The 19026-nt window shown below is 67.9% G+C and carries 22 protein-coding genes and 1 pseudogene; 13 read left to right on the forward strand and 10 right to left on the reverse strand.

Going from position 1 to position 19026, the window contains the following annotated elements; genetic code table 11:
- Positions 1-152 (reverse strand): transposase (locus tag M3C25_RS13195; protein WP_375545128.1); only part of this gene is annotated, 152 nt, incomplete at its 3' end.
- A 68-nt stretch (positions 153-220) separates the two neighbouring features.
- Here M3C25_RS13195 and M3C25_RS11465 point away from each other — a divergent pair.
- Positions 221-976 (forward strand): hypothetical protein, encoded by a 756-nt coding sequence (locus tag M3C25_RS11465; protein ID WP_375545129.1) that lies wholly within the window; start codon positions 221-223, stop codon positions 974-976.
- On the forward strand, positions 945-1355 hold the full coding sequence (locus M3C25_RS11470; RefSeq protein WP_170274822.1) for an HNH endonuclease signature motif containing protein: 411 nt from the start codon (positions 945-947) through the stop codon (positions 1353-1355). Before M3C25_RS11465 ends, M3C25_RS11470 begins: the two co-directional genes overlap by 32 nt.
- A gap of 36 nt (positions 1356-1391) precedes the next feature.
- Here M3C25_RS11470 and M3C25_RS11475 read toward each other — a convergent pair whose 3' ends face one another.
- The 3 genes from M3C25_RS11475 to M3C25_RS11485 all read right to left on the reverse strand — a co-directional run bounded on the left by M3C25_RS11475 (position 1392) and on the right by M3C25_RS11485 (position 3688).
- A complete protein-coding gene (locus M3C25_RS11475; protein WP_165883257.1) occupies positions 1392-2342 on the reverse strand; it encodes an IS3 family transposase in 951 nt (316 codons plus the stop codon).
- Positions 2339-2656: a helix-turn-helix domain-containing protein gene (locus tag M3C25_RS11480; protein WP_259856795.1), complete on the reverse strand. Its 318-nt coding sequence runs from the start codon at positions 2654-2656 to the stop codon at positions 2339-2341. Before M3C25_RS11480 ends, M3C25_RS11475 begins: the two co-directional genes overlap by 4 nt.
- Before the next feature lie 507 nt (positions 2657-3163).
- Positions 3164-3688 (reverse strand): hypothetical protein, encoded by a 525-nt coding sequence (locus M3C25_RS11485; protein ID WP_259856797.1) that lies wholly within the window; start codon positions 3686-3688, stop codon positions 3164-3166.
- Positions 3689-3855: 167 nt separating this feature from the next.
- Here M3C25_RS11485 and M3C25_RS11490 point away from each other — a divergent pair, with 167 nt between their 5' ends.
- A complete protein-coding gene (locus tag M3C25_RS11490; protein ID WP_259856799.1) occupies positions 3856-5001 on the forward strand; it encodes an ATP-binding protein in 1146 nt (381 codons plus the stop codon).
- Between the two features lie 45 nt (positions 5002-5046).
- On the opposite strand, the gene M3C25_RS11495 is transcribed toward M3C25_RS11490, so the two are convergent.
- Positions 5047-5796, reverse strand: a complete 750-nt coding sequence (locus M3C25_RS11495) for a DsbA family protein (RefSeq protein WP_259856801.1) — start codon at positions 5794-5796, stop codon at positions 5047-5049.
- A gap of 138 nt (positions 5797-5934) precedes the next feature.
- Here M3C25_RS11495 and M3C25_RS11500 point away from each other — a divergent pair, with 138 nt between their 5' ends.
- The gene (locus M3C25_RS11500) at positions 5935-6630 is read left to right on the forward strand and encodes a GntR family transcriptional regulator (protein ID WP_102160878.1); all 696 of its coding nucleotides are present in this window, start codon (positions 5935-5937) and stop codon (positions 6628-6630) included.
- Positions 6631-6709: 79 nt separating this feature from the next.
- On the opposite strand, the gene dps is transcribed toward M3C25_RS11500, so the two are convergent.
- The gene (dps, locus tag M3C25_RS11505; protein WP_257995022.1) at positions 6710-7213 is read right to left on the reverse strand and encodes a DNA starvation/stationary phase protection protein Dps; all 504 of its coding nucleotides are present in this window, start codon (positions 7211-7213) and stop codon (positions 6710-6712) included.
- A 317-nt stretch (positions 7214-7530) separates the two neighbouring features.
- Positions 7531-8130 (reverse strand): PepSY domain-containing protein, encoded by a 600-nt coding sequence (locus tag M3C25_RS11510; protein WP_180964696.1) that lies wholly within the window; start codon positions 8128-8130, stop codon positions 7531-7533.
- Between the two features lie 205 nt (positions 8131-8335).
- Here M3C25_RS11510 and M3C25_RS11515 point away from each other — a divergent pair, with 205 nt between their 5' ends.
- The 8 genes from M3C25_RS11515 to M3C25_RS11550 all read left to right on the forward strand — a co-directional run bounded on the left by M3C25_RS11515 (position 8336) and on the right by M3C25_RS11550 (position 14531).
- Positions 8336-8710, forward strand: a complete 375-nt coding sequence (locus M3C25_RS11515; protein WP_259793950.1) for a DUF2568 domain-containing protein — start codon at positions 8336-8338, stop codon at positions 8708-8710.
- A gap of 14 nt (positions 8711-8724) precedes the next feature.
- Entirely contained in the window at positions 8725-9630 is a 906-nt protein-coding gene (locus tag M3C25_RS11520; RefSeq protein WP_259856806.1) for a phytoene/squalene synthase family protein, read from the forward strand.
- Entirely contained in the window at positions 9627-11210 is a 1584-nt protein-coding gene (gene crtI, locus M3C25_RS11525; protein ID WP_259856808.1) for a phytoene desaturase family protein, read from the forward strand. The genes M3C25_RS11520 and crtI overlap by 4 nt, the downstream gene beginning before the upstream one ends.
- The gene (locus M3C25_RS11530) at positions 11207-11590 is read left to right on the forward strand and encodes a lycopene cyclase domain-containing protein (protein ID WP_102160867.1); all 384 of its coding nucleotides are present in this window, start codon (positions 11207-11209) and stop codon (positions 11588-11590) included. The genes crtI and M3C25_RS11530 overlap by 4 nt, the downstream gene beginning before the upstream one ends.
- A complete protein-coding gene (locus M3C25_RS11535; RefSeq protein ID WP_259856816.1) occupies positions 11587-12021 on the forward strand; it encodes a lycopene cyclase domain-containing protein in 435 nt (144 codons plus the stop codon). Before M3C25_RS11530 ends, M3C25_RS11535 begins: the two co-directional genes overlap by 4 nt.
- Complete coding sequence (locus M3C25_RS11540; protein ID WP_259833196.1) at positions 12018-12884, forward strand: prenyltransferase; 867 nt, start codon at positions 12018-12020, stop codon at positions 12882-12884. The genes M3C25_RS11535 and M3C25_RS11540 overlap by 4 nt, the downstream gene beginning before the upstream one ends.
- A gap of 65 nt (positions 12885-12949) precedes the next feature.
- A complete protein-coding gene (locus M3C25_RS11545; protein WP_219722582.1) occupies positions 12950-13474 on the forward strand; it encodes a DUF4442 domain-containing protein in 525 nt (174 codons plus the stop codon).
- Between the two features lie 19 nt (positions 13475-13493).
- Positions 13494-14531, forward strand: coding sequence for an asparaginase domain-containing protein (locus tag M3C25_RS11550; RefSeq protein WP_259856818.1), 1038 nt, complete (start codon positions 13494-13496; stop codon positions 14529-14531).
- Between the two features lie 57 nt (positions 14532-14588).
- On the opposite strand, the gene curA is transcribed toward M3C25_RS11550, so the two are convergent.
- On the reverse strand, positions 14589-15605 hold the full coding sequence (gene curA, locus M3C25_RS11555; protein WP_102160859.1) for an NADPH-dependent curcumin/dihydrocurcumin reductase: 1017 nt from the start codon (positions 15603-15605) through the stop codon (positions 14589-14591).
- Between the two features lie 137 nt (positions 15606-15742).
- Here curA and M3C25_RS11560 point away from each other — a divergent pair, with 137 nt between their 5' ends.
- Positions 15743-16657 carry an amidohydrolase family protein gene (locus M3C25_RS11560; RefSeq protein ID WP_102160857.1) on the forward strand — a complete coding sequence of 305 codons (915 nt, stop codon included), beginning with the start codon at positions 15743-15745 and terminating at the stop codon, positions 16655-16657.
- A 6-nt stretch (positions 16658-16663) separates the two neighbouring features.
- Here M3C25_RS11560 and idi read toward each other — a convergent pair whose 3' ends face one another.
- Complete coding sequence (gene idi / locus M3C25_RS11565; RefSeq protein ID WP_257995078.1) at positions 16664-17242, reverse strand: isopentenyl-diphosphate Delta-isomerase; 579 nt, start codon at positions 17240-17242, stop codon at positions 16664-16666.
- Positions 17243-17326: 84 nt separating this feature from the next.
- Positions 17327-18934, reverse strand: a pseudogene (locus M3C25_RS11570) (amidase); the annotation flags it as partial.
- Between the last annotated feature and the right edge of the window lie 92 nt (positions 18935-19026).

The following is a 19026-nucleotide window of genomic DNA, read 5'->3' on the forward strand; positions in this document are numbered from 1 at the left end:
GAGTCTAGATCGGCTTGGCGCATCCACTTGGTCAACGTGCCTTCATGGATGCCGAAGTCCTTAGCGACCTCAGCGATCGTGACATCATGATCGCGTTGCTGAGCAACACGCACCACATCGTCTTTGAACTCCTTCGGGTAAGGCTTGGGCATGATGACAATCCTTCCAGGCACGGGGTGACCGAGCCAGATCAGTTGTCACCTATCCCTGCATCAGCCCCCTGGCCGCTCTCGCCCACGCCCTCGATATCACGTCGAACACCGCGTGGTCACGGGTCACTGGCGCCGCCACGGCATTCATCGGACTGCCGAAACTCTCCGCACAGGTGCGCGCGGGCAGATTGAGCTTCGATCGCTTCGTCTTCGCCGCCGGGCAGGCAGCATCCGTCGACCCGGCCCTGCTCGGTCAGCTCGATACGCTGCTGGCCACGATCACCGCGACGAAGAAGAGCGTGTACTACTCGGAGGTCAAGGCCGCCATTGCCGCGCTGGTCACGCGCGCCGAACAGGCCCAGCAGATCCGCGATCGCCGGCGGGTCGAAGCGTTTTACGACCAGCACGGTCGCGGCACACTCATCGTGCAAGGACCCTCACACGAGATCGCACTGCTCCACGCCCGCCTCGAAGGCATGGCCCGCTGTGTAGTCCGCGGATACACCGCCGGGTTCGACCTGCCGGACAATCACGTCTTCGCCGACGCCCGCTCCTTCGAGCAGCTCAAGTACGACTTCCTCATCGGCGCGACGATCGGCGGGGATGTCAACACCCTCGACCTCGCACAGGAGGCGCTGGCCAAGCGGCAGGAATCCTCCGGCCACACGGGTTCACCGCTTGATCCATTGGCGGATGATCTCGCCGACCTGCTCAGCGACACGCCCATTTCATGTCCCGGCCAGCGGCCAGTGGCTGGCACGCCAGGCCAAGATCACCATCACCGTGCCAGCCATGGCGCTCACCGAGGGCCCAGCTGCCGATGAACTGCCCGGTTCGGTCGACGGTAGCCCCGTCAGTGCTGATGTGGCCCGTCAGCTGGTCGGCTCGGCAGGGGACACAATCTACCGTCTGCTCACCGACCCGAACACCGGTGAAGTCCTCGACCATGTCGCAACGACGTACACGATCGGTGCACGCATGCGGCACGCACTCGTGGCTCGCTGGCGATACTGCACCGCACCCGGCTGCGACCGGCCGGCCACAAAAGCAGAACTCGACCACATCGAACCCTTCAACCACAGGCACCCCACCCACGGCGGACCGACAACCATGGAGAACCTGCACCCACTGTGCAAACAGCACCACCAACTCAAAACCCAAGGAGTCTTAGACTCAGACGCGAGCCCCGAACAGGGGTACTGACGTGGACGCTGCCAGGAGGCACAACAGTGTCCCGCGTCAAGTAGTTGGCAGGATTTCCTTGGTTTTGAATGTCGGGGTGGTGGGGTCGGCTAGGCCCAGGTGCACCTCCTTGGGCCGGTTCCATGAGATGGCCTCGTGGGGCCGGAGTTCGTTGTACTCGATCCGGTAGTCCTCGGCCCGCTCGGCGAGCACGATCGCGTCGTCAATCTCGTCCAGGTAGAGCCGTTCGTACTTCAGCGTGCCGAAGCCGCGTTCACGGGACCCGTTCTGCCCCGGGGTCTTCACTCGGGTGCGCACGTGGTGTAGCTCGGGGTGGGCGGCGATGAAGGACTCGAAGCGGAAGGACCGGAACGGCCCGCCGTTGTCCGTCACGATGGTCACCACGGGCAACAGCTCACCGGTCTCGGGATCGACCGGGCAGGCCTCGACCAGCGGGTGACCGAACATGGCCTCGTAGTCGGCCAGGGCCAACTCGATCGCGTCGATCGCGTCGTGCTGGTTCCCGGTGGGCGAAACGTGGAAGGGGTGCTCGTACTTGGACCAGTAGTCCCGGCACCCGGCCAGCCGCCAGGTCCCTCCGGTGGTGGTCTCGAACTCGCTGAAGTCCAGCTGCCAGACTTGGTTCGGGCCTGAGGGCTCGGTGGCGAACGCGGCCTTGCGCCGCTCGGCCAGCTTCCGTCGCTCCCGTTGGTACTGCGCGGGCAGAATCAGCCCCTCGTCGCGCAGGATTCGCAGCACGGTCGCCTCGGAAACAACATGCCCGTCGTGGCGGACCATCGCCCAGATCTTCCGATGCCCCCACGCCGGATGGGCCAGCGCGTGCTTGACCACCAGTTCCCTGGCGGCCTGCCGTGCCGGTTGCGGCCACGGTCCCTTCACCGCCGTCCCGGTGCGGGCCTTGGCCTGCCAGCGGCGCCAGGTCCGCTCGGGCATGTCGAAGAGCTGGCAGAACCTCGCGGTCGACATGCCCGCTTCCACGCGGATCACCTCGAGGTCCTCGAAGGGCCCAGCCGGCCCTCCGCCGACTTCTTCCACACCCTGGCCTCCAGGTGCGCCTCGCCCAAGGCCTGGATCAGCTCGGCGACCTCCGCCTCCAGCTGTTCCTCTCGGGAGGATGGTCCGGACCTGCCGGCCACCAGGGCGGTCTTGCCGGCTTCCAGGAACTCGGCCTTCCACCGTCCGATGGACTGCTCACTGACTTTCTCCTTGCGTGCCGCTTCGGCGATGGACATCTCGCCGGCCAGCACGCTCAGCACTATCCGGGTCTTCTTCTCCGCCGGAATCGAGGGTGGTCTACCCATGTCTGACTCTCCTTCAGGACCTACATAACGGCCCTGCCACTAAGTCTGACGCGCGACAACAGCAACGACCCATCCACCGGGGTCAGTGCTGCACCGCCGGCATGCCGAACTCATCACCAACACCACGCCAGGTGAAGCCCACTCCCAGCCGGACACGCCAGGCTCACACCCGGACACGCCAGGCTCGCACGACAATGTGAACGACGGGCTCTTCTCCCCTGAAGAGGCACACCCGTGATGAGAACCTCGCCGCCCCCACACCCGCGGCAGCACCTGCACACCGACACAGCCAGTGTCAGCCATGGTCGCAGCTGCACAGAACAGGGGCTGAGCGACTGTGGTCTGGCAATTGCATAGCGAATAAGGCACCCACCCAGTTTCGCAGGCCGGAACGGCCGGACAGGCCCGTTCGACTGCTCCGGCCTCCCAAACCGGGCACCTTGGGCAGGCGGGACCCTGCCGGCAACCATGTGCCGTGGCGCAAAACGAAACTGCCGGAAGTTAATCTCAGCGCGTCTTGCCGGACGCGGCATCAACCGGTGCATTTTCCGCGCCCGAGGCGGTGGCCGCCTGACCGGCGTTCGACAGCGGACAGCTGCGCTCCTTGCGCACGCGGGCGACGAACGCCCAAGCCAGCAGCGCAATCGACCCGAGCGCGAGGACCGGCTGAACGGGTTCGAAGTACTGCATCGCCCCGGCATAGCCCAGTGCTAGCAGCACGAGCTTATTGCACACCGGGCAGCCAACGGCGAAGAACGTGATGACCGCTCCGGCCGCACCGAGCCGGCCGCCGCGCTCCTCGGAGTTCTCACCGGTATCGCGTCGGGCGACGTACGTGGCGGCGACGAGGCCGGCGAGCACGGCATTGGCGATGAGAACCGGCCAAGCCCACCAGGTCGGCGGGACATCGCGGGTGAACAGCGGCGTGTCGATGAGGTCAGTGGGGACAGCGACGAGGAGGATGGTGGCAGCAGCGGTGCCGAGAGCGAACAGCCAGCGGCGCGGCTGCCAGTTTGCCAGCTCGGCCAGCATCGACCCTCTCCCTTTCCTGGTGTGTGCCGCGGCTCGGTCCGGGCCGAAGCTGTCGTGTCCGCTGGCGACGATACCGTAAGCTCCATAACCGAACCTGAGTGCATTGCAGCACCAGTTGCACCTGCTGTGCCTCACCGCCGTGGTGTCGTTCCGATCGGAGGGCAGCTGTGACCGTCACCATTCCGCCGCCGAATCCGCGTCGGCACCCCTCGCCGTTCAGCCCGAGTTTCGGGACCACCCCGGCTGCCGTCGTCGGCATCCAAAAGGAGGTCAACCTCTTCGCCCGCGCTCTCGACGGTGCGGTCCGCGGTCGCGCGATGCTCGTGACCGGCCCGCGCGGGGTCGGCAAGACGGTGCTGCTCAACACCTTCGGCGAGGTCGCTGACTCCCGCCAGTGGGTGACAGTGCGAGAACAGGCCTCCCCGGGTGTCGTGCAGCGGCTGACCGAAGCACGACTGCCGCAGCTGCTCGAAGACCTCGATGCCGCCCAGACCTCGACGTCCTCCACTGTCGGGGTCACGCTGCCGGTCATCGGCGGCGGACTGACGACCCGAACCGATTCGACGAATCCGCTGACCCCGGATCTGCGTCACCGGCTCATGCAGGCCCTCGACATTCTGTCTGCTCACGGCACCGGGCTGCTGCTGACGCTTGATGAGGTGCACCGGACGAATGTCGCTGAGCTACGGGCCATCACCGATGCAGTGGCACATGCAGTGTCCCAGGGAGCACCGCTGGCGTTCGTGGCCGCCGGACTGCCGGCGACGATGAACAAGCTCGTCAACGACGACGTCTCGACGTTCCTGCGCCGGGCCGAACGGATCGCACTGAAGAACTTCACCGCCGACGACACCGCCGTCGCCTTGCGCCACCCGATCGAGAACGCCGGCAAGTCGATCGACGCCGATGCTCTCGAAACCGCAGTCGAGGCTTCAGAGAACTACCCGTATCTGGTGCAGCTCATCGGCGATTTCGCGTGGGAGGCCGCCGCCGAGGCACCGGTCATCACCGCAGAGCATGTCGGCTGCGCGGTCGAGCAGGCCAGACCCGCCCTGTTCCGGCAGATCCACGAACCCACACTGGCAGGCCTGTCGGATCGGGACAAGGACTACATCTTCGCGATGAGTGCTGATGACGAGCCCTCGCTGACCCGTGAGGTCGCCAAACGCCTCGGGGTCAGCATCCAGCATGCCGGGGTGTACCGCAGCCGGCTCATCATCGATGGGGTCATCATGGAGTCCGGCCGCGGGAAGGTCGAGTTCGCGATCCCGTACCTGCGCGACTTCCTGCGGTCCGAAAGCGCTCGCCGCTGAGCTGCAGGAGTTGAGCTGCACGAGTTGGGCGTCAGGAGCCGAGGCTCACGCGCCGGCTTCAGCCAGTTCCTTCTCGATCGTCTCGCGGAACACATCGGCCGGCTGGGCACCGGAGATGACGGAGTCGTTGATCGCAAAGGTCGGCACGCTTGTGACACCGAGACGCTGGGCCTCTTCGAAGTCCGACTGCACCTGGCCCTGGAGATCCTCGTTGTCGAGGTCGGCTTCGAACTTCTCCATGTCCGCAACCCCGGCGGTCTGCGCATGCTCGATGAGCACGTCGCGCGGCAGGTCCGGGTGGCCGCTGTCCGGCGCCTCACCGAACACGGCATGCTGGTACTCCCAGAACACGCCCTGCTCAGCCGCGGCGCGGGCGGCGACCGCGGCGTCGACGGACTGGTCGCCGAAGACCGGTGCATCGCGCCACTCGACGCGCATCCGGCCGTCCGCAACATACTCATCGACAAGGTCACCGAGGGTGTCGCGGTGGAACTTGCCGCAGAACGGGCAGCGGTAGTCGGCGAACTCGATGAGCACGACCGGGGCATCGACCTCGCCCATAGCGGTCGGGTCGCCGTCGATGCGGCGGGAGAGGTCGAACTCCTGCTGCTGGGCACCGGCGGCTGCGCCCTGGCTGCCGGACTCGTCCTCTGCCTGCGTGCCGGAGTTCGTACCCAAGCCCGAACCAGCGATGATGCTGATGACGAGGATGATGACGAGCAGGCCGGCCGCGATCGTCCACGGCCAGTTCCGGGCCAGGAATCCCTGGGATCGTGTGGCTCGGGGCCGGTTCATGCGTGCTCTCTCCTATGCTGATATCGACTCAAGCGTTTCCGCTGTCCGCCTGCCACCATACGCGGCTCCGATGAGTGGTAGCCAGAAGAGACGCAGGAACACAGAACAGGCGCGGGAACACTGTGGGAAGGGGACGCAATGGCAGCCAACGCTCCGCGGTGGAAGCAGATCCACGACGACCTGCGCGCCCGCATCGCCGCCGGCGAGTTCCATGCCGGGTTCCCCGGTGAGCTGCAGCTCGCCGCCGAATACGAGGTCTCCCGCGGCACCATGCGCCAGGCGCTGCGGCCTCTGCGCGAAAGCGGTGTGCTCACAGCCAACCGCGGCAAGCGCCCGCACCTGCTCACCACCAGCCCCTCAGCGTATGGGGCGATCTACTCGCTGTTCGAGGTCATCTCCCGCTCCGGACTCGAACCGCTCTCCGACATCCTCGCCCAGGAGATCACCACCGATGCCCAGGCAGCCGACCGGCTCGCCCTGCCAGCGGATGCGCGGCTGTTCCATCTGGCGCGCACCCGGCGGGCCGGCGGCAAGCCGGTGGCTGTCGACCATGTGTGGCTGCCGGCGGCCCTCGGGGAGCCGCTCATGAGCGCCGATTTCACCCGCGAGGCGGTCTACCATGTGCTCGCCGAGACCGCGAACGTGCGCATCGACGGCGGTTTCGAGGATGTCTCCGCTGTGCTCGCCGGGCCCGATGAGGCCCATCTGCTCGGATGCGCGACCGGTGAGGCGCTGCTGCGCTTCGAACGCCTCGGCACCTCCGGCGGGCAGCCGGTCGAGTTCCGCACCGGGGTGCTGCTCGGCACCGAGCTGAGCATCACCCACCGGTTCTGAACCGGTACTCCAGCCTCTGCGAATGACTGCGGGCCCCGCTTCTGCAAGAAGCAGGGCCCGCGACAGGTTCAGCAGCCGGTCACTGGTCGATCTTGCCGCTGCCGTCTTCGAGGTGGGCGCGCAGGAACCACTGGAACTGCTCGAGCTCGAAGGACTGCCCGGTGAGCATGTCCTCGGTGACCGGGTCGATCTCGCCGGTCTCCTCGATGGCGTCGCGGTGGGACTTCACAACACCGTCGTAGACGCGGTTGAGCGCCTTGATGTGCTCGATGGTGCCGGCACGGTCGACGTCGTAGTCCTCCCACGGCCGCTGGTAGGTCAGGCGGCCGGGCACACCGACCGGGCTGGAGCCGAGTGCGGCGATCCGCTCAGCGATGGCATCGGCGAAGCCGCGCACGGTCTCGACCTGCGGGTCGAGCATCTCGTGGACGCCGATGAAGTTGGGGCCGACCACATTCCAGTGGGCGTGCTTGAGGGTCAGGTGCAGGTCGTTCATCGAGTTGAGCCGGTCCTGCAGGATCTCGCAGACCTTCTTGGCATCTTCGTTCGTCAGTCCGGGAACGGTGTACGGGCGCTTCGTCACTGCTTTACCTCCACGATCGAGAACATTCGCTAACCATGGGAACAACATCCTCCCACCTGCGATTATTCCCCACCCCGCAGACTGCGATTATCCCCCACCCCGCAGACAAGGCACTGCCATGGCCGGCAGGTCCCGCCGCGCATGCGACCGGCCACCGGCGCCGAGGCGGGGCCCCGGGCAACGGGGAACGACCGTCTCGGGCGCGGGAGATCGGCATGCTGGCGCGGAGTACGAAGCATGTGCGGCAACGATTCCATGACAGCGGCCCGGCAGGCCTCGGACAGCTCCTTCGTCGCCGGAGCGGTGGGCTTTGCCTCTCAGTCGTCGGAGCGGTGGGCCTTGCCGGATTCGGCGTCGACGACGACCTCGAAGGTCTCGCCGTCCTGCTCAGGTGAGACGTCGATCGTGTAGGCGGCGGTGCCGTCGCTGCCAGCGTCAAGGCGGATCTTCGTCAACCGGCCCGGCAGCACATCGAGAGCCGAGGACTTCGCCTCATCAAGGCCGACGTAGTCATCGAGGGAGAGCACCTCGCCCTTGCCCTCGTGCTTCTCCTTATCAGTGGAGATGACGTCCCCGGTCTTGGCGTCGTAGGCAGCGGTGTACGTCTGCTCATCGGAGGCCATCTCGATGTCGTAGCGGATCTCCCCGCCCTCGGCGAGTGCGATCTGGATCGCCCGGAAGTCCCCGTCGAAGTCCTCCTGCGCCTTCTTCTGCGCGTCCTCCCAGCTCAGCGCCGGCTTGAAGTTCGCCAGGTCGTCCTCCTCACCGGAGTTCGGCGGGCCCTCGGTGCCGCGCGGGTCAGCCGGGGTCTGTGTGGCGGGGCCCTGTTTGGGCTCGGAGTCGTTCTGCGAGCAGCCGGAGAGCGCCAGCGCGGCAGCGCATAGAGCTGCCGTCGCGGTCAGGGTCCGACGGGTCATGAAGCGTCCTTTCGGGTTGCCGGTCAGACGGGCACCGTTCAGTCTACTCACGACCGCCATCCGGGCTACTGACGACCACGATCCCGGCACTGAGCTTCCACCCAGCTCGGTCTGCGCCCACGCAGCCGGCCTGCCGGGCCGGTGACGCCCGAGGCGGTATCGTGGAACCGGATGCCCCGCCCCTGCTGAAGAGAGGAACCCAGCGATGTCGACACTGGTGAAGATCGCCGAGGCGACGCTGTTCTTCCTCGAGACGCTGGCCTGGCTGGCGATCGCCTACGTCGCCTTCATGCTCGTCGGCAGCGGCGCGCTCGCCTGGTTGGCCGGCATCGGCGCGCTCGTTCTCGTCATCATCGTCTGGGCGCTGTTCGCCTCCCCGAAGGGATTCCTCGCCTCCCGCACCTCGGTCATCGCCGTGCGTGCGATCGTCTACCTCGCCGCCGTCGTCGGGCTCATCATCGTCGGCCCGGCCTGGGTCGGCATCGTGCTCGGCGTCCTGCTGCTCGCCTGCGAGGGCCTGCTCATCTGGCAGAACAAGCACGAGGCGCTCGCCGTCACCCGCCGCACCGGTCGGCACTGAGGGGTGGTGCGCTGATGTTTTGCAGAACACGGCCGGCCGCTGCCAAAGCGCAGCTCCCACCTGCACCGGTGGAGTACACCCGCACCTGCCGGGCTGCCGCCGCCGAGGTGCTGGCCCGGTATTCGACATCGTTCTCCCTGGCCGTGCGCACCCTGCCGCGGGTCGTCCGCATCCACATCACCGCGATCTACGCGATGGCCCGGGTCGCCGATGAGATCGTCGATGGCAGCATGCACCGGCTGCCGGCCGCCCAGCGCTCGTCCGAACTCGACGCCTTCGAACACCGCATCGCTACTGCGGTGGCGACCGGTGCCTCGGCCGACATCATCGCCCACGCCTACGCCGCGACCGCCCGCGAGGTCGGCATCGGGCCGGCCGAATGGGAGCCGTTCTTCGCCTCGATGCGCGCCGACATCTCCCCAGCTGTCCACACCGAGGAGTCGATCGCTGACTACATCCACGGCTCCGCGGAGGTCATCGGGCTCATGTGCCTGAAGGCCTTCTTCCTCGGTGCCGTGCCCGAGGCCGATCACGAGCGCCTGCGACGCGGAGCGATGGCGCTCGGGGCAGGCTTCCAGAAGGTCAACTTCCTGCGTGACCTCGCCGAGGACACTGCCCTGGGCCGCAGCTACCTGCCCGGCATCAGCACCGACGGACTCACAGATGCCGACCGGGACCGGATCGTCACCGACATCGACGCCGATCTCGCCGCAGCCGATGAAGTCATCGAGCTGCTGCCGGCCCGTGTGCGCCCGGCCGTGCGGATCGCCCACGCCCTGTTCGCCGAACTCAACCGGACGCTGGCCACCACGCCTGCCGTGCAGATCCGCACGCAGCGGATGCGGGTGAGCAACCCGCGCAAGCTCGCCATCACCGCCTGTGCGCTGCGCCGCCCATCGACCGGCGGTGAGAGCCGGTGACGCGCACCATCGTCATCGGCGGCGGCATCGCCGGCCTCGCCGCCGCCGCGCTGCTCGCACAGGGGGGCCATGCGGTCACGCTGCTGGAGAAGAACGCGACCCTCGGCGGACGCGCCGGCATCCATCGGGAGGCCGGGTTCACCTTTGACACTGGCCCGAGCTGGTATCTCATGCCCGAGGTGTTCGACCACCTCTTCGACCTCACCGGCGCCCCGAACCCGCTCGAGCTCATCGACCTCGATCCTGCCTACCGGATCTTCCCCGAACCAGTTGGCGAGTCAGCATCCACTCGGCTTGACGTGCCGGCCGGACGTGAGAAGGTCCTCGACCTCTTCGAGCGCTTAGAGCCCGGCAGCCGGGATCGGGTCGACGCCTATCTCGACTCCGCCTCCCGGACCTACCGGCTGGCACTCGGCCACTTCCTCTACACCACCTTCTCCACCCCGGCCGGGTTCGCCCACCCGGAGGTGCTCACCGGGCTCGGCGAGCTGACCGAACTGCTGAGCACCTCGATGCAGGAGAAGATCGACCGCACCGTCAGCGATCCCGTCGCCCGGCAGATCCTCGGCTATCCGGCCGTGTTCCTCGGCACCCGCCCGGAGACCGCCCCGGCGATGTACCACCTCATGAGCCACCTCGACCTCGTCGACGGGGTCCGCTATCCGGCCGGCGGCATGCACACGCTCATCACCGCGATCGCCGAACGCGCCCGCGACCTCGGGGTCGACATCCGCACCGAAGCCGAGGTCGTCTCACTGACCCACCACGAGCCCGTCCGGTGGCGGGGTCGTCTCGGCCTGCCGGGAAGGCGAGCGCAGCTGAGCGAGGTGCTCGCCCGCACCCGGGACGGGCTCGAAGCCTTCGATGCCGATGCCGTCGTCGCCGCCTGCGACCTCCACCACTTGGAGACCCGGCTGCTGCCCCGCAGACTCCAGACCCGCCCGGCAGCCAGCTGGAAGCGTGCCGACCCGGGGATGGGCGCGCTCGTCCTGCTGCTCGGCGTCGAGGGCCGGCTCGACAGGCTGGCGCATCACAATCTGCTCTTCACCTCTGACTGGGGCAAGAACTTCGACGCGATCTACCGCGACCGGCAGATCCCCGATCCGGCCTCGATCTACGTCTGCGCACCCTCGCGCACCGATCCCACGGTCGCACCGGACGGCTGTGAGAACCTCTTCGTCCTCGTCCCCTGGCCGGCCGACGCTTCCCTCCGCGCAGACGATCCCAACGTGCAGGCGTGCGCCGAGGCGACCATCCACCAGATCGCCCGCTGGACCGGCCACCCGGACCTGGCCGAGCGGCTGCAGGTGCGCCGCGTCATCGCCCCAGCTGACTACGCTCGTGACTTCCACGCCTGGTCCGGCACCGCTTTGGGGCCTGCGAACACGCTCATGCAGTCGATCTTCCTGCGCGGCCGGGTGCGCTCTGCCAAGGTCGCCAATCTCTTCTATGCAGGAGCCTTCACCGCACCCGGCGTCGGTCTGCCGATGTGCGTCATCAGTGCCGAGAACGTCCTCAAGGCCTTCCGCGGCGACCGCACCTCCGGTCCCCTGCCCGTTCCCGAGGCGGTGGACAGGTGAGCTTCGTTTACCTCGGCTGCCTGCTGTTCTCCATCGCGGGCATGGCGCTGCTCGACTGGCGCCACCAGCTGTTCTGGTTCGCCGACTGTAAGCGCGCGGCAATCGTCCACGGTGCAGGGCTGGCCGTGTTCCTCATGTGGGATGCCGCCGGGATCGTCTTCGGGGTGTTCTACCGCGGTGACAGCCCGTACATGACCGGCATCGAGCTCGCCCCGGAGCTGCCGGTCGAAGAGGTCTTCTTCCTCTTCTTCCTGTGCTGGGTCACGATGGTCGTCTTCACCGGTTCGATGCGCATCCTCACCCACCTGCGCAGCACCGATGAGCCCGGCCCCGAGCCGACGGGAACAGGCACACCAGGAACAGGCGGTGGCCGGCCGTGACCTATACGCTCATCAACCTCGTCTTCCTCATCCCCGCGCTCGGGCTGCTGTTCGCCGCCCTGCTGCGGCTGCGCAGCTCCGATCCCTCCTCGGCCCGGCTCGGCAGCCCGACCGATCCGGCCCACCGGCCCGCCACCTCGGCGCCGGCCGACCCGTCGATGACCGCCTCCCGGTCCCGGATCCACCAGCGGGCCCTGGCCATCACCGCAGCGCTGCTCATCGGGCTGACGATGATCTTCGACAACCTCATGATCGCCGCCGGCCTGTTCACCTACGACAACCATCTGGGCATCAGCATCGGGCTCATGCCGATCGAGGATCTCGCCTACACGATCGTCGCCGTCGCAGCGCTGCCGAGCCTGTGGCTGCTGCTCGGCTACCGCCGGAAACCACGCCGGCCCGAGGATGCCGACGGGCGGGCCGGGTCGTGAGCACACTCGGACTCCTGACCCGCACCTCGCGCCCGGTCTCCTGGGTCAACACCTCCTTCCCATTCGGGGCGGCCTATCTGCTCACCGGCGGCGGCGTCGACGCAGCGTTCGTGCTCGGCTGCCTGTTCTTCCTCATCCCGTACAACCTGGCGATGTACGGCATCAACGACGTCTTCGACTACGAATCCGACATCCGCAATCCGCGCAAGGGCGGCATCGAAGGCCACGTCACCGCCCCCAAGCACCACCGCACGATCCTCATCAGTGCGGCCGTGTCCTGCCTGCCGTTCCTCGCAGCACTCGTGGTCCTCGGCGACTGGCGGGCGAATGTCGTGCTGGCGATCAGCATGTTCGCCGTGGCCGCCTACAGCGTGCGCGGACTGCGGTTCAAGGAGATCCCGTTCCTCGACGCGGTGACCTCCTCAACCCACTTCTCCTCCCCGGCCTGGTACGGCCTGGCGCTCACCGGGGCGCCGCTCGACCGCAATGTGGCCGTCATCTTCGCGGCGTTCTTCATCTGGGGTGTGGCCAGCCAGGCCTTCGGTGCTGTGCAGGACATCGGACCCGACCGAGCCGGCGGGCTCGCCTCGATCGCCACCGTCATCGGGGCCCGGTCGACCGTGTGGCTGGCGACCGCGGCCTACATTGTCGCAGGCGTGCTGCTGCTCTACGCCGACTCGTTCCTTGTGCGCATCGCGGCGGTGCTCGCGCTGCCGTATGCGATCAACACCGGCCGGTTCGCTGGGCTCACCGACGAGAGCGCCGAGCGTGCCCGCGCCGGCTGGCGGGTGTTCCTGTGGCTGAACTACGTCGTCGGCTTCTGCGTCACGATGCTCATGATCGCCTCCGTCATGGGGTTCTGAGCCGCAGATCGAGCGTTCGCTGAGACGGCTGAAACGCCTGGCCAGACGTCCGTATACTGAAGCCCATGGTTCTTGTGCATCGCGCCCAGCAGGCGTTCCTGACAGCCCGTGCCCGCACCAAGCGCGTCGTCACCGACGTCAAGAACAATCCCGCCGCCCTCAAGGCGGCGATGAACGCCTGGCCGGTGTTCCTCGCCTCCGGTGTGCGGGTCCGCCACATCGCCCCCGACTGGACGTCCGCCCACATCGAGCTCAAGCAGGGCCGGATGAACATGAACTACGTCGGCACCCACTTCGGCGGCACGCTGTTCTCCATGAGCGACCCGTTCTGGATGATCCTCATGATGCACCGCCTCGGCAAGGACTACATCGTGTGGGATAAGGCCGGTGAGATCGACTTCAAGCGCCCCGGCCGCGGCACCGTCACCACCGAGATCCGCCTCGACGACGCCGCCGTCGAGGCGATGCGCGCCGAAGCCGACGCCGAGGGCAAGTCGCTCATGTGGTTCGAAAACGACATCGTCGACGCCTCCGGCACCGTCGTTGCCACGGTCCGCAAGCAGCTCTACGCCCGCCCGAAGAACCGCTGACCCCTCCCCCAGGAGCTCCATGTCCCGCCTGCACGTCATCGCCCTCGGCGGCACCATCGCCGCCACGAACTCCGGCACCGATTCCGCTTCAGGCGTCACCCCCTCGGTGAGCGCCAGTGAGATCGCCGCAGCCGCTGGCCTCGACACGCTGCCCGGCGGGGCCCCGGAGGTGACCTTCGATCAGGTCGCGCAGGTCGGCTCGGGCAGCATCACCCTCGGCATGCTCGACGCGGTCGTCGCCTCCGCCCGCCAGGCGCGCACTGACGGTGCCCGCGGTGTGGTCCTCACCCAGGGCACCGACACGCTGGCCGATTCCGCGTTCGTCCTCGCCCTCATCAACGACTCCGGCCTGCCGATCATCGCCACCGGCGCGATGCGCAACCCAACCCTGCCCGGTGCTGACGGCCCCGCCAACGTCCGCGCGGCAGCCCTGACCGCCCTCGACCCGCGCCTGGCCGGCCTGCCGAGCCTGCTCGTCTTCGCCGACGAGATCCACAGCCCGCTGACCGTCACGAAGGCGCACACCACCTCGGTCGCGGCCTTCGCCTCACCGGCGGCCGGGCCGCTGGGCTGGGTGAGCGAGGACCGCGTCATCCTCCAGCACATGCCCGCCACCCTGCCTGGCACCCTCACCGTGCCCGAGGCGGGCGGCACCGAGTCTGTCGAGGAGACTTCCGAACCGATCCCACCGCGGGTCGCGCTCGTGAGCGTCGGCTTCGACGACGACCTCGCCTACCTCGCAGGCCTACCCGCGGCAGGATATGCTGGCGCGGTCATCGCCGGCGTCGGCGGCGGGCATGTCTCGACCCGGGCGATCGACGCTGTTGCAGCACTCGCTGAGAAGATGCCGGTGGTGCTCGCCAGCCGCACCGGAGCCGGGGCGGTCCTCGAGCGCACCTACGGCTATCCGGGGGCGGAGATCGACCTGCTCTCCCGCGGCCTCATCCCCGCCGGGATGCTCGACGCCGATCGGGCCCGGCTGCTGCTCATCCTCGCGCTGCGCGCCGGTGTGCCGGCAGAGAAACTGCCCGAGGTCTTCGCCGCATTCCGCGGCTGACCCCGGGCAGTCCCGTGAAGCTCAGTCAGCTGAGCTGGTTCCGTCAGCTGTGATGACTCAGTCGGCGACCTTGATGATGGTCTTGCCGAAGTTCTTGCCGTTGAGCATCCCGATGAAGGTCTCCGGGGCGTTCTCCAGACCCTCGGTGACGTCTTCGCGGTAGCTGATCCTGCCTTCAGAGACCCACTGACCCATCTCTTCGAGGAAGTCGCGGTACATGTCACGCACGAACTCCATCTGGATGAAGCCGCGCAGCGTCAGGCTCTTGGTGAGCACATTGGCCATGAGCGCAGCCGAGCGATCCGGCCCCTCGGGGGCTTCGGTGCGGTTGTAGTTGGCGACGAGGCCGCACACCGGCACACGGGCGTAGGTGTTCAGCCGCGGCAGCACGGCATCCCACACATGCCCGCCGACGTTTTCGAAGTACACGTCGATGCCCTCGGGGACTGCTTCCTTCAGCCGGCCGCGCAGATCCGGCTCCTTGTGATCGAGTGCCACGTCGAAGCCGAGCTCCTTGAGGTATTCGACCTTCTGCGGCCCGCCGGCGATGCCGACGGTGCGGCAGCCCTTGATCTTGGCGATCTGCCCGACCGTCGAGCCGACCGGGCCGGTGGCTGCGGCGACGGCGACGGTCTCGCCCTCCTGGGGCTTGCCGATGGCCAGCAGGCCGGAGTATGCGGTGAAGCCGGTCATGCCGAGGATGCCGAGGTAGGCACTGGCCGGGGCGACGGACTCGTCGATGGCGAAGGCCTCCTTGCCGGTTGTGAGGCTGTACTCCTGCCAGCCGCCGTAGTTCTGCACGAGGTCGCCGACCTTGAGTTTCGGGTCATTGGATTCGACGACCTCGCCGACGGTGCCGCCGATGATGACGTCGCCGATCTCCAGCGGGGCGGCGTAGGACTTGGCATCGGACATCCGCCCGCGCATGTACGGGTCGAGTGAGAGGTAGCGGGTGCGCACGAGCGCCTGCCCCTCACCGGGGGTCGGGACTTCGCCCTCGTCGAACTGGAAGTCGTCTGCGACGGGCTCGCCGTGCGGACGGCGGGCTAGGCGGATGCTGCGATTGACGGTCATGGGTTCTCCTTTGCTGCGCTCGGCTGTCCTGCATTCGCAGAAATTTAGCGATCGAACGTCTGTTCAAGACTCTAACGGTCGTTCCGGCCGGCGTCGAGAGGCAAGGATGTGACTTCCGACCTGCTAGCGTCGAGATCATGACGAGTGCCCCCGCCCCGCGCACTGATGCCGAGATCCCAGCCTTCATCGCCGGCCTCGGCCTGCCCGGTCTGGCTGACATCCACATCCACTTCCTGCCCGAGCGGATGCTTGAGAAGGTGTGGGCGGTCTTCGACAACGCCGGTGAGGTCTACGGCCAGGACTGGCCGATCACCTACCGCTTCGACACCGCCACCCGGCTCTCGATCGCGCGCAGCTTCGGGATCCCGGCGATCCCGGCGCTGACGTACCCGCACAAGCCGGGGATGGCCGTCTGGCTCAATGGCTGGAACACGGACTTCGCTGCGGCTCATGACGATGTCATCCACTGCGGCACCCTCTATCCGGAGCCCGGCGTCGGCGACTACGTCCAGGCCGCCCTCGATGCTGGGGCCAGGCTGTTCAAGATGCATGTGCAGGTCGGCGACTACGCCCCGGACTCCGCGCTGCTGGATCCGGCCTGGGAGGCACTGGCCGCAGCGAGGGTGCCGGTCGTCATCCACGTGGGCTCCGGTCCGCGGCCGGGCACCTATACGGGCCCGGAGCATATGCGGCAGGTGCTGCGGAAGTTCCCGCAGCTCACGGCGGTCATCGCGCATATGGGGATGCCGGAGTATCACGAGTTCGCCGATCTGGCAGAGGAGTTCGACAACGTCCATCTCGACACGACGATGTTCGCCACCGACTTCACCAACCGGCTCGCCCCCTTCGACGACCGCTACGTCGGCCGGCTGGCGGAGCTGCGCGAGCGGGTTGTGCTCGGCTCGGACTTCCCGAACATCCCGTACCCGTATGCCCATCAGCTTGAGGCTCTCGTGCGGCTGGGCCTGGGAGACGAGTGGCTGCGCGCGGTTCTGTGGGACAACGGCGCCCGCCTGCTCGGCCTGCCGGCCCGCACACAGCCTCGCCAGTGAGTGCGCTTACGGCTGCTGTGGGCCGGTGGCGGCGCGCAGCAGCTGCCATTCCTCCTGCATCCACGGGCTGAACATGAACGGCACGCCGGCCACAGCGGCGTCGAGCTGTTCGGGTTCGACCCAGTCGTATTCGGCGACTTCGTCAGCGGCCGGGGCGAGGTCGCCGGTGAGCACAGCGGTGAAGACCGGGCAGATCTCGTTCTCCACCACGCCCGAGGCGTCGGTCGCCCGGTAGCGGTAGGCCGGCAGCGCTGTGGTGAGGTCGCGCAGTCGGCAGCCGAGCTCCTCGGCGGCGCGCCGGTGCACGGCGGCGGCGAGCGGTTCGCCGGGGCCCGGGTGTCCGCATAAGGCGTTGGTCCACACGCCCGGCCAGGTCTTCTTGCTCAGGGCGCGGCGGGTGAGCAGCACCCGGCCGGCGGTGTCGAAGACGAAGCAGGAGAACGCCTGGTGCAGCGGCGTGTCAGCGGTGTGCACGGTGGCTTTGTCTGCGGTGCCGAGTGCGGCACCGTCCTCGGAGACGAGCACCACCTGCTCGACCGGGTTCTGCCCGGTTCCCGCATCCGCAGCGCCTTGCCCGCCGTCCAATCCACCCCCGCTCGCTCCATCGCCTCGCGCCTCATCTGTGCCGGCGGTGATGATCTGGGCGACGATGTCGACGAGCGCGCTGTCCTGCCATGGGGCTGCGGCGATCTGCACACTGGCAGGGAACTGCGCCGTCGCCTGCCCGTCAGCACCGGGCAGCAGCCGTGGCAGCGCGTCGATGGGCATGCTCACCGCCGGCCAGCCGAGCACGTTGAACAGCTGCGAATAGGCCCGGAACGCCCAGCGCACACCCTGGTCGGCAGCCTCCCACGGCACCGGCTGGCAGCCCATCGTCGGGGTGAGGACGACATCGACCCGGGCGAACACCTCGGCTGCGGCGGCACGCAGTTCCGCACAGCCGGCCACCGCGCGCTCATAGTCAGCAGCGCTGACCGTCTGATCGTGTTCGATGTTCGCCCGCACCTGCGGCTGAAAGTCCCGGCGGCCAGCCTCCCATGCCGGGCGGTGGATGAGCCAGCTCTCCCGGGCGCGCATGGTCGAGTAGCTCTGGGCGGTCGCCGGGAGGTCGAAGGCGCCGGTGAGGTCGACGAGCTCGATCTGCCACCCCGTGGCGGCTGCGGCCGCGCAGCGCTGCTGAAGCCACGGCCGCACGCGGGCCTCGAACCACGCGCGATCATGGGCGAGGCCGCCGCCGGGGTGCGCCCCGGCACCCAGGTCGTCGGCGGCGAAGACGCCGATCCGCAGCACGCGGCGCCCCTCACCGGAGGCGAGGTCCGCCAGCCGCTGGTCTCCCACCTCGGGGGCGGGCACCGTGGCCTGTCCGGGAACCGGGCCGGGACAGGCTGCGGCGAACCGGGGCCACAGGGCGGCAAGCTCAGCTGGGGTGCGGGTGAAGAGGCCGACGGTGTCGAAGCTGTCTGACAGCGGGGCGACACCTGCGGTCGGGAGCCGGCCGAGCGTCGGCTTGAAGCCGACGATCCCCGCACACGCGGCCGGCACGCGCACGGATCCGGCTGTGTCCGTGCCGAGGGCGGCGGGCACGATGCCGGCGGCGACGGCGAGCGCGGAGCCGTAGCTGGAGCCCCCGGTGGTATAGCCGGGCCAGATCGGGTTGACGCCGCGGCCGTGCGTGCTCTCCTCGCCCATGATGCCGTAGGAGTGCTCCTGGCAGGTCGTCTTGGCCACCGGCACCAGGCCGAGGCGCTCGCACAGTTCGATGATCGCCGCCGAGGCGGTGGCCGGCTCCTCGGGTCGGACATGGGAGCCCATCGTGGTGAGGGAGCCGGCGATGTCGATGACGTCCTTGACCGCGATCGGCATGCCGGCAGCGCGCGGGTCGACCGGGAGCGTCTCGACGATGGCGTTGAGGTCGCGGCCGATCGTCTCACACGCCGCCAGCGCCTGGGCGACGGTGAGGGCGCGGATGGGCTGGCCGGCGGTGGTGCCACGGGGATTGTCCATAGTCCATTCGTACAGCATCTGCGGCCTGAGTGGGCGCTCATCCGATGGGGAGTATACCCGTTGTGCAGAAGTGTCCGGCACGGTGGTGTTCGGCTGGCAGATGTGTCTAGCTTCGAACTTGCGTTGACGACCGGTGCGGTGGGTTCTTGTCGGCAGGCTTGATCGCGGGATGGACCCTGGATGCCTGAGCTTTGAGGGAGCGTTGCGCCGCGGTGCAACTGAGGGATGTCCGACCAACTGCGTGCTTAGCGAGAACAGTGAAAGGTGGAGCATGCGTCTGTTTGACGGTCGCCCCTCACAACCCCTCCGGTCGGACTTGAGCCACTCAGCCACAGAGCTGGGGTCAATTGCAAAGGGTCCCTGTC

It is taken from the genome of Brevibacterium luteolum, assembly GCF_025147615.1.
Taxonomy (GTDB): domain Bacteria; phylum Actinomycetota; class Actinomycetes; order Actinomycetales; family Brevibacteriaceae; genus Brevibacterium; species Brevibacterium luteolum.

Excerpts from the sequence above, each read along its gene's own strand:
- M3C25_RS11520 (WP_259856806.1), top strand. The coding sequence starts at position 8,725 with ATGTTTTGCAGAACACGGCCGGCCGCTGCCAAAGCGCAGCTCCCACCT.
- M3C25_RS11560 (WP_102160857.1), top strand. The coding sequence starts at position 15,743 with ATGACGAGTGCCCCCGCCCCGCGCACTGATGCCGAGATCCCAGCCTTC.
- M3C25_RS11545 (WP_219722582.1), top strand. The coding sequence starts at position 12,950 with ATGGTTCTTGTGCATCGCGCCCAGCAGGCGTTCCTGACAGCCCGTGCC.
- M3C25_RS11515 (WP_259793950.1), top strand. The coding sequence starts at position 8,336 with ATGTCGACACTGGTGAAGATCGCCGAGGCGACGCTGTTCTTCCTCGAG.
- M3C25_RS11485 (WP_259856797.1), bottom strand. The coding sequence starts at position 3,688 with ATGCTGGCCGAGCTGGCAAACTGGCAGCCGCGCCGCTGGCTGTTCGCT.
- M3C25_RS11510 (WP_180964696.1), bottom strand. The coding sequence starts at position 8,130 with ATGACCCGTCGGACCCTGACCGCGACGGCAGCTCTATGCGCTGCCGCG.
- M3C25_RS11480 (WP_259856795.1), bottom strand. The coding sequence starts at position 2,656 with ATGGGTAGACCACCCTCGATTCCGGCGGAGAAGAAGACCCGGATAGTG.
- M3C25_RS11495 (WP_259856801.1), bottom strand. The coding sequence starts at position 5,796 with ATGAACCGGCCCCGAGCCACACGATCCCAGGGATTCCTGGCCCGGAAC.
- M3C25_RS11470 (WP_170274822.1), top strand. The coding sequence starts at position 945 with ATGGCGCTCACCGAGGGCCCAGCTGCCGATGAACTGCCCGGTTCGGTC.
- curA (WP_102160859.1), bottom strand. The coding sequence starts at position 15,605 with ATGACCGTCAATCGCAGCATCCGCCTAGCCCGCCGTCCGCACGGCGAG.
- M3C25_RS11550 (WP_259856818.1), top strand. The coding sequence starts at position 13,494 with ATGTCCCGCCTGCACGTCATCGCCCTCGGCGGCACCATCGCCGCCACG.
- M3C25_RS11500 (WP_102160878.1), top strand. The coding sequence starts at position 5,935 with ATGGCAGCCAACGCTCCGCGGTGGAAGCAGATCCACGACGACCTGCGC.